Origin of the sequence: Flavobacterium soyangense, assembly GCF_015277675.1 — a bacterium.
GTDB lineage: Bacteria > Bacteroidota > Bacteroidia > Flavobacteriales > Flavobacteriaceae > Flavobacterium > Flavobacterium soyangense.
Map to the genome: position 1 here is coordinate 1 of NZ_JADHEC010000001.1, position 11978 is coordinate 11978.

General features: G+C 38.4%; 11 protein-coding genes. 7 read left to right on the forward strand and 4 right to left on the reverse strand.

Going from position 1 to position 11978, the window contains the following annotated elements; all coding sequences use genetic code 11:
• Nucleotides 1-4090, forward strand: a 4090-nt coding sequence (locus IR213_RS00005) for a gliding motility-associated C-terminal domain-containing protein (protein WP_194310263.1), incomplete at its 5' end; no start/stop codon positions are given.
• A 57-nt stretch (nt 4091-4147) separates the two neighbouring features.
• Here IR213_RS00005 and IR213_RS00010 read toward each other — a convergent pair.
• Nucleotides 4148-4624 carry a TspO/MBR family protein gene (locus tag IR213_RS00010; protein WP_194310264.1) on the reverse strand — a complete coding sequence of 159 codons (477 nt, stop codon included), beginning with the start codon at nt 4622-4624 and terminating at the stop codon, nt 4148-4150.
• A 103-nt stretch (nt 4625-4727) separates the two neighbouring features.
• Here IR213_RS00010 and IR213_RS00015 point away from each other — a divergent pair, with 103 nt between their 5' ends.
• From IR213_RS00015 to IR213_RS00040, 6 genes are all read left to right on the forward strand, one after another.
• The gene (locus tag IR213_RS00015; protein ID WP_194310265.1) at nt 4728-5810 is read left to right on the forward strand and encodes a diphosphomevalonate/mevalonate 3,5-bisphosphate decarboxylase family protein; all 1083 of its coding nucleotides are present in this window, start codon (nt 4728-4730) and stop codon (nt 5808-5810) included.
• A 13-nt stretch (nt 5811-5823) separates the two neighbouring features.
• On the forward strand, nt 5824-6171 hold the full coding sequence (locus IR213_RS00020) for a four helix bundle protein (RefSeq protein ID WP_194310266.1): 348 nt from the start codon (nt 5824-5826) through the stop codon (nt 6169-6171).
• 49 nt (nt 6172-6220) lie between these two features.
• Nucleotides 6221-7159: a mevalonate kinase family protein gene (locus IR213_RS00025; RefSeq protein ID WP_194310267.1), complete on the forward strand. Its 939-nt coding sequence runs from the start codon at nt 6221-6223 to the stop codon at nt 7157-7159.
• A gap of 2 nt (nt 7160-7161) precedes the next feature.
• Nucleotides 7162-8082, forward strand: a complete 921-nt coding sequence (locus IR213_RS00030) for a geranylgeranylglycerol-phosphate geranylgeranyltransferase (RefSeq protein WP_194310268.1) — start codon at nt 7162-7164, stop codon at nt 8080-8082.
• Nucleotides 8083-8269: 187 nt separating this feature from the next.
• Nucleotides 8270-9178: a pseudouridine synthase gene (locus tag IR213_RS00035; protein WP_194310269.1), complete on the forward strand. Its 909-nt coding sequence runs from the start codon at nt 8270-8272 to the stop codon at nt 9176-9178.
• A gap of 73 nt (nt 9179-9251) precedes the next feature.
• Nucleotides 9252-9614: a nuclear transport factor 2 family protein gene (locus tag IR213_RS00040; RefSeq protein WP_194310270.1), complete on the forward strand. Its 363-nt coding sequence runs from the start codon at nt 9252-9254 to the stop codon at nt 9612-9614.
• Between the two features lie 4 nt (nt 9615-9618).
• On the opposite strand, the gene gldD is transcribed toward IR213_RS00040, so the two are convergent.
• From gldD to IR213_RS00055, 3 genes are read right to left on the reverse strand one after another with little or no spacing between them, the layout of a single operon-like run.
• A complete protein-coding gene (gene gldD, locus IR213_RS00045; RefSeq protein ID WP_194310271.1) occupies nt 9619-10182 on the reverse strand; it encodes a gliding motility lipoprotein GldD in 564 nt (187 codons plus the stop codon).
• Between the two features lie 7 nt (nt 10183-10189).
• Nucleotides 10190-11485 (reverse strand): gliding motility-associated protein GldE, encoded by a 1296-nt coding sequence (locus tag IR213_RS00050; RefSeq protein ID WP_194310272.1) that lies wholly within the window; start codon nt 11483-11485, stop codon nt 10190-10192.
• A 23-nt stretch (nt 11486-11508) separates the two neighbouring features.
• Complete coding sequence (locus IR213_RS00055; RefSeq protein ID WP_194310273.1) at nt 11509-11949, reverse strand: single-stranded DNA-binding protein; 441 nt, start codon at nt 11947-11949, stop codon at nt 11509-11511.
• Nucleotides 11950-11978: the final 29 nt, after the last annotated feature.

An 11978-nucleotide genomic window follows, 5' to 3' on the forward strand; every position in this document is an offset into this window, starting at 1 on the left:
TCCTGTGACTATGACCATTGTCGTGAATCCGATTTTGGCTACTTTCATTCAAGTTTCCCCGATTTGTTCGGGTGCTGTTCTGGCTGATTTGCCTACGACTTCCACCAATGGCGTGACAGGAACCTGGTCGCCGGCTATCGATAACACCGCAACAACCACCTATACGTTTACGCCTACTGCGGGTCAATGTACCGTGACGCCTGCCACGATGACCATTGTCGTGAATCCGATTGTGGCCACTTTCAGCCAAGTTTCCCCGATTTGTTCGGGTGCTGTTCTGGCTGATTTGCCTACGACTTCCACCAATGGCGTGACCGGAACCTGGTCGCCGGCTATCGATAACACCGCAACAACCACTTATACGTTTACGCCTACTGCGGGTCAATGTACCGTGACGCCTGCCACGATGACCATTGTCGTGAATCCGATTGTGGCCACTTTCAGTCCCGTGGCGCCGATTTGTTCGGGTGTTGTTCTGGCTGATTTGCCTACGACTTCCACCAATGGCGTGACCGGAACCTGGTCGCCGGCTATCGATAACACCGCAACAACCACTTATACGTTTACGCCTACTGCGGGTCAATGTACCGTGACGCCTGCTACGATGACCATTGTCGTGAATCCGATTGTGGCCACTTTCAGTCCCGTGGCGCCGATTTGTTCGGGTGCTGTTCTGGCTGATTTGCCTACGACTTCCACCAATGGCGTGACCGGAACTTGGAGTCCAGCAATAAACAATACTTCCACAACCACTTATACTTTTACCCCTACTGCGGGTCAATGTACCGTGACGCCTGCTACGATGACCATTGTCGTGAATCCGATTGTGGCCACTTTCAGCCAAGTTTCCCAGATTTGTTCGGGTGCTGTTCTGGCTGATTTGCCTACGACTTCCACCAATGGCGTGACCGGAACTTGGAGTCCAGCAATAAACAATACTTCCACAACCACTTATACTTTTACCCCTACTGCTGGTCAATGTGCTACAACTCCTGTGACTATGACCATTGTCGTGAATCCGATTTTGGCTACTTTCATTCAAGTTTCCCCGATTTGTTCGGGTGCTGTTCTGGCTGATTTGCCTACGACTTCCACCAATGGCGTGACAGGAACCTGGTCGCCGGCTATCGATAACACCGCAACAACCACCTATACGTTTACGCCTACTGCGGGTCAATGTACCGTGACGCCTGCTACGATGACCATTGTCGTGAATCCGATTGTGGCCACTTTTATTCCCGTGAATCCGATTTGTTCGGGTGCTGTTCTGGCTGATTTGCCTACAACTTCCACCAATGGTGTGACAGGAACCTGGTCGCCGGCTATCGATAACACTGCCACAACCACTTATACGTTTACCCCTACTGCGGGTCAATGTACCGTGACGCCTGCCACGATGACCATTGTCGTGAATCCGATTGTGGCCACTTTCAATCCCGTGGCGCCGATTTGTTCGGGTGCTGTTCTGGCTGATTTGCCTACGACTTCCACCAATGGTGTGACTGGAACCTGGTCGCCGGCTATCGATAACACCGCAACAACCACTTATACGTTTACGCCTACTGCGGGTCAATGTACCGTGACGCCTGCTACGATGACCATTGTCGTGAATCCGATTGTGGCCACTTTCAGCCAAGTTTCCCCGATTTGTTCGGGTGCTGTTCTGGCTGATTTGCCTACGACTTCCACCAATGGCGTGACCGGAACCTGGTCGCCGGCTATCGATAACACCGCCACAACCACTTATACGTTTACGCCTACTGCGGGTCAATGTACCGTGACGCCTGCTACGATGACCATTGTTGTGAATCCGATTGTGGCCACTTTCAGCCAAGTTTCCCCGATTTGCTCGGGCGCTGTTCTGGCTGATTTGCCTACGACTTCCACCAATGGCGTGACCGGAACCTGGTCGCCGGCTATCGATAACACCGCAACAACCACTTATACGTTTACGCCTACTGCGGGTCAATGTACCGTGACGCCTGCTACGATGACTATTGTCGTGAATCCGATTGTGGCCACTTTCAGTCCCGTGGCGCCGATTTGTTCGGGTGTTGTTCTGGCTGATTTGCCTACGACTTCCACCAATGGCGTGACCGGAACTTGGAGTCCAGCAATAAACAATACTTCCACAACCACTTATACTTTTACCCCTACTGCGGGTCAATGTACCGTGACGCCTGCTACGATGACCATTGTCGTGAATCCGATTGTGGCCACTTTCAGCCAAGTTTCCCCGATTTGTTCGGGCGCTGTTCTGGCTGATTTGCCTACGACTTCCACCAATGGCGTGACTGGAACCTGGTCGCCGGCTATCGATAACACCGCAACAACCACTTATACGTTTACGCCTACTGCGGGTCAATGTACCGTGACGCCTGCTACGATGACCATTGTCGTGAATCCGATTGTGGCCACTTTCAGCCAAGTTTCCCCGATTTGTTCGGGTGCTGTTCTGGCTGATTTGCCTACGACTTCCACCAATGGCGTGACCGGAACCTGGTCGCCGGCTATCGATAACACCGCAACAACCACTTATACGTTTACGCCTACTGCGGGTCAATGTACCGTGACGCCTGCCACGATGACCATTGTCGTGAATCCGATTGTTACACCAACTTTTACTGCAATTGCTCCTATTTGTTCGGGTTCGGTAAGTCCTGTTTTGCCTAATACATCAAATAATTTAATCACCGGAACTTGGAATCCTGCAACTGTGAGTAATATTGCTACGGCTACTTATACTTTTACACCAACTGCGGGTCAGTGTGCTTTAACGACTACTATAGTTGTAACAATAACTCCAAAAACTGTTTCCTTATTTAATCCAATAGCTGATGTTTGTTATGGTTCTACCGCACCAAGTTTGCCTAGTTCTTCTACTAACGGAATTACCGGGACTTGGAATCCTGCAACTGTGAGCAATACGACTTCCACAACTTATACTTTCACACCAACTGCTGGTATTTGTGCTACAACTGCGACATTAACCATAAATGTAAACACAATTATACCAATATTTAATGCCGTTGCTCCAATTTGCGCTAACGCAACAGCACCAATATTATCATCACCATCAACAAACGGAATAACTGGAATCTGGAATCCAGCTACAGTTAGTAATACCGTTTCTGGAACTTATACTTTTACTCCTGATGCTGGTCAATGCGCAACAATAATAACTTTAAACGTAGCCGTTAATCCAATACTTACTCCAAGTTTTACTCAAATTACTCCAATTTGTTTCGGCACTTTACCCCCTGTTTTACAACTTACATCAAACAATGGAATTACCGGAACTTGGAATCCTGCCGTTGTGAGTAATACAACTTCTGGTGTATATAATTTTACTCCAAATGTTGGAGAATGTGCAATAGCAACTACTTTGAATGTAACGGTTAATCCAACTATCACTCCAACTTTTATAGCAATTGATCCAATTTGCTCAGGTTCGGTAATTCCGGTTTTACCTAAAACATCAACTAATTCAATAACTGGAACTTGGAATCCAGCAATTGTGAGTAATACTGCTTCCGGCACCTATACTTTTACTCCAACAGCCGGTCAATGTGCATTAACAACAACTTTGAATGCCATTGTTTATCCTTCTCCAACAGAACTTACTTTAAAAACAACGGATGTTATCAATGAAAGACCAGATGGAATAATTGAAATTGTTAGTGTAACAAGCGGTTTAAGTCCCTATCAATACAGCATAAATAATAGTTCTTTTACTACGAATACGACCTATAGCAATCTTTCTCCAGGAAATTATACAGTTACAGTAAAAGACTCTAATGGTTGCGAATTTAGTAAAGTAACTACCATTAGTTCTATTTGTCTCTTTCCAAATGCAATTTCACCAAATAACGATAGTTATAACGACACCTTTAACCTTAAAGGCTGTGGCGTTTCTAAACTCCAATTATTTAACAGATATGGAAGGGAAGTAAAAAATTATACAAATTATTCCGACCAATGGGATGGAACTAATAGCAAAGGAGAAAATCTTCCTGATGGCACTTATTTTTATGTTGCCGAAATAGCCGATGGAACTTCAAAATCCGGCTGGGTATTTATAGCTCGCTAGTTTAAAACAGAAAAAGCTCCAATTGGAGCTTTTTCTGTTTTAAATATCTTTAGAAAATTAACGGTTTAGCCACCAAATACTGGCATTTAAAACCGTTGCGAAACTTACCCAAAGCAAATACGGAATAAATAAATACCCTGCTATTTTATTGATTTTAGCAAATTTAGTATAGGTTTCAAAAATCATTAGCCAAAGAATGACAATTTCCAGACCGGCCAACATTGGGTTTTTCAAACCAAAAAACAAAAACGACCACAAAGCATTTAAAGCCAGTTGAACCGCAAAGAAAACCAAAGCGTTTCTAGCCGCTTCTTTTTCGTACTCCATTCGATTCCATACCAATCCAGCTGCGACCCCCATCATCACATAAAGCATACTCCAAACGGGTGCAAAAATCCAATTTGGCGGGTTAAAACTAGGCTTGACCAATGTTGGATACCAAGTTATAATCGCCGAACGGGTAACTATTCCAGAAAAATATCCTATCACCAAGCAAGTGACAACCACAACTAAAATTTTAGAAATTTTGTTCATAATGTGTTTTTTTACAAAATTAGTCAAAACTTTGACCGATTCAACAAATAAACAAATCAAGGTATAAACCAAAAAAAGTATCTTTGCATAAATTATACAATTGATGGTTTCAGCAAATGATTTTATTCCTACTCATTATTCTCATTCCATAGAGAATGGAAATTTCTCATGGAGTTCGCCCAGTAATATTGCTTTGGTGAAATATTGGGGAAAAAAGGAAAGCCAGATTCCAGCCAATCCATCGGTGAGTTTTACGTTGAATAATTGTAAAACGATTACCAAATTGGCTTTCGCCAAAAAAATAAATACTGGAAATTTTTCTTTTAATTTACTTTTTGAAGGAAAACCAAAAGAAGATTTCAAACCAAAAATCCAAAAATTTCTGGAGCGAATTGAAATCTATTTACCTTTCTTAAAAGACTATCATTTTACGATTAACACGGAAAATACCTTTCCGCACAGTTCCGGAATTGCCTCATCGGCATCGGGGATGGCTGCTTTGGCAATGAACTTGATGAGTTTGGAAAAAGCATTAAATCCGGAAATGACCGAAGATTACTTTTATCAAAAAGCCTCTTTCTTGGCTCGTTTGGGTTCAGGAAGTGCCTGTCGTAGCATAAAAGGAAAAGTTGTCGTTTGGGGAAATCACAAAAACATTCAAGGAAGTTCCGAATTATTTGGCGTTGAATTTCCAAATGCAATTCACGAGAATTTCAAGAATTTTCAGGACACCATTTTATTGGTTGACAAAGGCACGAAACAAGTTTCAAGTTCCCTCGGACATAATTTAATGAACGGACATCCTTTTGCCGAAAGGCGATTTGAACAAGCACACGAAAACTTGGACAAATTAATCAGCATATTCGAAAGCGGAAATCTAGAGGAATTCATCACCATTGTCGAAAGCGAAGCCTTGACTTTGCACGCGATGATGATGACTTCTATTCCTTATTTTATTTTAATGAAACCCAATACACTTGAAATTATTAATGCCATTTGGAAGTTCCGAAACGAAACAAAAATACCGGTTTGTTTCACTCTCGATGCCGGCGCCAATGTTCACGTTTTATACCCGCAAAATGTAAAAGTAAACGTTTTGCAATTTATTAAGGACGAATTAGTTGGCTATTGTCAAAATGGTCAGTACATTTGTGACGAAATTGGAATGGGTTCAATTGATAATTGATAATTGGCCATTAATGGAGAAGAATATTATCAAAGAAAAATCTTTTATTTTTGCAATTGAAATTGTTGGTCTTTATAAAGTTTTAGCAGAGAGGAAAGAGTTAGTTTTATCAAAACAATTATTACGTTCAGGAACATCTATTGGCGCAAATGTTAGAGAAGCCGAACACGCTCAAAGTAAGGCAGATTTTATTCATAAACTATCTATTTCATTAAAAGAAGCCAATGAAACAGAATATTGGTTAGATTTATTGTTTGAAACAAAATATCTTACGGAAGAAGAATTTCAAAGTATAAAATATAAAATAGTAGAATTATTAAAATTATTGACAAGTATAATTAATACTTCTAAAAACAAATAATTATCAATTACGAATTATCAATTGTTAACTGTTAATTATCAATTAATTTATGAAAGGACCATTATTTTACTCAAAAATATTACTTTTTGGAGAATACGGAATTATTCGTGACTCAAAAGGGTTGTCTATTCCTTATAATTTTTACAATGGCGCTCTGAAACGAGAAGAAAATCCATCAGTAGAAGCCATAAAATCCAACGAAAATTTAAAGCGTTTTGTTTCTTACTTAGAAACCTTACAAAGCGAACAACCTGAATTAGTTACTTTCGATTTAGCCACTCTAAAAAACGATGTCAAAACCGGAATGTTCTTTGATTCCAGTATTCCGCAGGGTTATGGTGTGGGAAGCAGCGGCGCATTGGTTGCAGCTATTTACGATAAATATGCCCAAAATAAAATCACGGTTCTGGAGAATTTGACTCGTGAAAAACTGTTGCAATTAAAAACTATTTTCTCCCAAATGGAATCGTTTTTTCACGGAAAAAGTTCCGGTTTGGATCCTTTAAACAGTTATTTGAGCATTCCTATTTTAATCAATTCTAAAGATAATATTGAGGCAACCGGAATTCCAACCCAAAGTTTAGAGGGAAACGGTGCCGTATTTTTGTTAGATTCAGGAATTGTGGGCGAAACCGCTCCGATGGTGAATATTTTTATGGAAAAATTGAAAGACCAAGGTTTCAGAAAAATGTTGAAAGAACAATTCATCAAACATACTGACGCCTGTGTCGAAAATTTCTTGGGTGGCGATATGAAATCCTTGTTTGCCAACACCAAAAAATTATCAAAAGTCGTTTTGAACAACTTTAAACCAATGATTCCGGAACAATTTCACGGAATTTGGCAAAAAGGAATTGACACTAACGATTACTACCTAAAACTTTGTGGTTCAGGTGGCGGCGGCTATATTCTAGGTTTTACTCAAGACCTTGAAAAAGCAAGAATTTCTTTAAAAGACTATAAACTAGAAGTCGTTTATCAATTCTAAAAATGCTAAGCAGACAGCACAAACTTTTAGTAATGAAATTTGTCAGTTTGTTCTCTGTCATTAGAGGTTATAACATTCCTATAATTGTTATCGCTCAATATCTTTCGGCAATATTTATCATTGCACCCGAAAAAAGAGCACTATCCATCTTACTCGATTTCAACTTGTTTATCATTGTTTTTGCTTCTTCCTTGACAATTGCATCAGGTTATATTATCAATAATTTTTACGATAGTAAGAAAGATTTAATCAATCGTCCCAATAAGTCAATGCTCGACCGATTGGTTAGTCAAAACACAAAACTAAATGTCTATTTTGCCCTCAATTTTATTGTCGTTTTTTTAGCAATTTTTGTTTCATGGCGTGCATTTGTATATTTTTCAGTTTACATTTTCCTGATTTGGTATTATTCACATCGAATTAAAAAATTCCCTATAATCGGGAATCTGACTTCGGCATTTCTGTCTGTTTTGCCATTTTTTGCCATTTTTTTATATTACAAAAATCTATATGAGGTTATTTTGGGGCACGCAGCTTTCTTATTTTTATTGTTGCTGATTCGTGAAATGATAAAAGATCTGGAAAACATCAAAGGCGACTTGGCAAATGATTACAAAACTATTCCCATTATTTATGGCGAACCTGTTTCGAAAAAAATAATTACCGTTTTGACAATCGCAACAATAATTCCGGTGTATGTTCTAATTGAAATTTTCGACGTAGGCTATATGGACATGTATTTTTATTTCTGCCTGATAATTCTGATTTTTTTCTTGCTGCGCCTTTGGAAATCGAACACAAAAGAACAATATTTATTACTTCATAATGTGTTGAAATTCCTTATTGTGGCAGGAGTTTTTAGCATTATCCTCATCAATCCAAGCGTATTGTGGCACGGAGAAAAATTGCTGCGTTCTATCTAATATTTTGGGAGCTATTTCCCGCTGTTCACTATATCTCTTGTGGCGAACCCCGCCACAAGAGGATGCCGTTTCCATCAGGGCTACGAAACCGTAATCCAAAAACAATCAACTATTAAGCAATAAAAAACTATCTTTGCAGACTCGAAGCCATTAAAGGCCGAACTGACCAAGTAAATTATAGAATATTATGAATAACAAGGAAGGCAATAACAAAAAAAGCGGTGGTAGAGCAAACAGCTCTAGACCAAGCTCAAATAAGCCAAAACCTGCGATGCAAAAAAGGGCACAAGGGCCTAAAAAAGTAAAAATAAATACTAAAGTTGCTGAGGTAGCTACTGATAAAGTGGAGAAAAAACCAAATCAGGCACCAAAAAGACCAAAAGTAAAAGATGAAATTCGTTTGAACAAATACATCGCCAATTCTGGCGCGTGTTCCCGTCGTGACGCTGATATTTACATTCAATCCGGAACAGTTAAGGTCAACGGAATTCCTGTTACCGAAATGGGATATATGGTAAAACCTGGAGATATAGTAAATTTTGACGGAGCAACTTTGACACCGGAAAAAAAAGTATATATCTTGTTGAACAAACCCAAAAACTTTACAACAGCGCTTGACGAAGGTCAAGAATACCGCAATGTTTTGGAATTGGTAAAAGGTTCAACTACAGCAAAAATTGGAGCTGTTGGAAGAATGGACAAGAATACAACCGGTTTGTTGTTGTTTACAAACGACACCGATATGATTCGTAAATTTACTTTACCAACTAACAAATCATCAAAAATCTATCAAGTTTCATTGGATAAAAACCTGAAATTTGAAGATTTAGAAAAAATAAACAAAGGACTTGTTCTTGACGGACACAGAGTTTTTGTAGAAGATGTAAGCTATGTTGAAGGAGAAGCAAAAAGCGAAATCGGACTGAAATTAAGATCGGCAAACGTTAAAGTGGTTCGTTCTATTTTCGAGAATTTTGGTTATGATGTTTTGAGAATTGACAGAGTAGCTTTTGCAGGATTGACAAAAAAGAATTTGCCTCGAGGAAACTGGAGATTACTTACTGAGCAAGAAATTATCAATTTGAAAAACGTATAAGTTTTATTAATTTATAACAGATATTAATTCCCGCTCTTTTCAAAGCGGGAATTTTGTTTAAAAAAAAAACTAAATGACATCTACAAAAAATTTATCTATTGCCCACAAATGGTTTGACGCATTCAACAACCATAATCTAGACCAACTTTTGTCTTTGTACGATGAAGATGCGGAACATTTTAGTCCCAAACTAAAAATCAAAAAACCAGAAACTAATGGTTTGGTAAAAGGAAAACAATCACTACACGATTGGTGGCAAGAAGCTTTTGAGCAAATACCAACTTTACATTACAAAGTAACCTCGCTTACCGCAAATGAGAATCGGGTTTTTATGGAATATGTAAGAACTGTTCAAGGTGAAAGCGATATGCTAGTCGCCGAAGTTCTAGAAATAAAAGAAGACAAAATTGTATTTTCGCGTGTTTATCACGGCTAAAAAATTACTTCCACTTCAAAGTTTCCATCAAACGCTGCATATCATTTCTGACGTAGCTTGCGGCTGGCATAATGGAATCAAAATTAGGTTTTGCGTAGAAATAAACAGAACCTGTTACAAAATGTTTGATGCTGTCAGTCACATAAAACTGGGAATTTGTAGCTGCATTTCCATCAACTTGATAGAACATTCCATATACTTTTTGGGTTGGATTCAAATACGGTTGTTCTAAAATATCATCTGCTTTTATCACGTGCTCGTAGGTTAGTTTTTGAGCATCTTTCAACAGCAAATTAATATCATTGTTTACTGGTTTATAAGTTAAGTAAATCGTGGCTTTCATTTTTGGATACGTAATGGTAAATCCACAATCCTTCTCGCCTTTGATGACTGCTTCTGAATTCATTTCGAAAGTGAAAGGACATTTACTTTCGAAATTGGCATATTTTGCCTCAGGATAATCCAATCGCAAATAGCTGGATGGTTTTGGTAAAACTTCGTTTTTACAACTAAAAATAGAAAACAGTGTTATTAAAAATATCCCAATCGTAATTTGTCTATTTAGCATTCTATATTTATTCAATGGTCACTTTTATTTGTTTTACACGTTTTTTATCTACCGTTTCAATTGTAAACAGGCAGTTTTCAAAGGCTATTTTTTGATCTTTTTTTGGAAAATTTCCTAAAATTTCGAGAATAAATCCTGCCAAAGTTTCGGCCTCCCCTTTTTTTATTTCGAATAAATCCTCATCAACATCAATAACCCTATAAAAATCTTTAAGGTTTATTTTTCCTTCAAAAAGATAATTTTTATCGTCAATTTTAGAATAATTTACATTATCCCCGTCGAATTCATCGCTGATATCTCCCACAATTTCTTCGATAATATCTTCTAAAGAAACTAATCCTGAAGTTCCTCCATACTCATCGACCACAATGGCCAAATGGCTTTTCATACTCTGAAAATCCTTGAGCAAATTGTCAATTTTTTTATTTTCAGGAACAAAAAACGGTTCTCTAAGCAATGTTTTCCAATCAAAATCCTCTTTATCGATATGCGGAAGCAAATCTTTCACAAACAAAACGCCTTCTATCTGGTCTATATTGTCCCGATACACCGGAATTCTGGAAAAGCCTTTTTCGATTATTTTGGAATAAATAACTGCAAAAGATTCTTCAATTTCCAAGGCAAAAATATCCATTCTCGGGCTCATCACCTGCTTGGTATCTGTGTTTCCGAAAGTTACGATTCCTTCCAGTATTTTTTGTTCTTCGGTCGAAGTTTCATCTGAATCAGTAAGTTCAAGAGCTTGTGATAATTGGTCTACGGAGAAATTTGTCTTTTGTTTTCCTAATTTATTATGCAGGTAAATGGTGACTTTACGCATTGGCAAACTTATTGGCGAAAGTAATTTATCAAGTGCCGCGACAGGATATGCAATCAACTTAGCAAACTTGATATTGTTTCTACTAGCATACACTTTTGGCAAAACCTCACCAAACAGCAAGATTAAGAAAGTGACCAAAATCACTTCCAAAATAAATTTTAAAATGGGCGAAGTGACAGCCGAAAATATATTATGCCCAACATAAGAAAACAAAATTACCACCCCAATATTAATAAAATTGTTAGCAACAAGAAGTGTAGCGAGCAATTTTTTAGGTTTTTCTAAAAGTTCTGAAATAATTTTCCCTTTCGAAGGATGTTCTTGTAAAGTATCATCAATATCCTTTTGCGACAAGGAAAAAAGCGCAACTTCAGCACCAGAAACCAATGCAGAACAAAAAAGCAACGCAAATATTGCGATAAAATCAAATACTAAATTAGTATCTAGCGAGTATTGAAGAAAAAAACTGGGCTCTGGGTCCAAATTATAAGAGATTAGTTAAAAAATCAAAACGGCAAATCATTTACTGGCAAACCGTTATTTTCTGGGGCAAAGTTAGCGTTTTTTGTTGGTTCAATTGGTTTATTCTCTTTGCCACCTTCGATTTCCTTTTTAGTTGTAAGAAAAGTAAAGTCTATTGCTTGAATTTCTGTAATGTATTTAGTAGAACCATCTTCGGCCTGCCATTGGCGTGATTTTATACGACCTTCAACATAGATTTTATCGCCTTTTGACAAATATTTTTCGCATAATTCTGCAGCTTTATTCCTTACCACAACATTGTGCCACTCTGTAGAAGTTATTTTTTCGCCTGTTTCCTTATTAATATAAGTCTCGTTTGTTGCCAAAGGAAATTTTCCAATGCAGGAATCACTTTTAAAATAGTGCATCTTCACATCGTCGCCCAAATGACCAATTAACATTACTTTATTTAAGGTGGAATTCATATTCAGTTTTTTCTAAAAACAAATATACT

Coding starts and splice junctions, on each gene's coding strand:
- IR213_RS00015 (WP_194310265.1), top strand. CDS start 4,728: ATGGTTTCAGCAAATGATTTTATTCCTACTCATTATTCTCATTCCATA.
- IR213_RS00010 (WP_194310264.1), bottom strand. CDS start 4,624: ATGAACAAAATTTCTAAAATTTTAGTTGTGGTTGTCACTTGCTTGGTG.
- IR213_RS00040 (WP_194310270.1), top strand. CDS start 9,252: ATGACATCTACAAAAAATTTATCTATTGCCCACAAATGGTTTGACGCA.
- IR213_RS00035 (WP_194310269.1), top strand. CDS start 8,270: ATGAATAACAAGGAAGGCAATAACAAAAAAAGCGGTGGTAGAGCAAAC.
- IR213_RS00020 (WP_194310266.1), top strand. CDS start 5,824: ATGGAGAAGAATATTATCAAAGAAAAATCTTTTATTTTTGCAATTGAA.
- IR213_RS00030 (WP_194310268.1), top strand. CDS start 7,162: ATGCTAAGCAGACAGCACAAACTTTTAGTAATGAAATTTGTCAGTTTG.
- IR213_RS00025 (WP_194310267.1), top strand. CDS start 6,221: ATGAAAGGACCATTATTTTACTCAAAAATATTACTTTTTGGAGAATAC.
- IR213_RS00055 (WP_194310273.1), bottom strand. CDS start 11,949: ATGAATTCCACCTTAAATAAAGTAATGTTAATTGGTCATTTGGGCGAC.
- gldD (WP_194310271.1), bottom strand. CDS start 10,182: ATGCTAAATAGACAAATTACGATTGGGATATTTTTAATAACACTGTTT.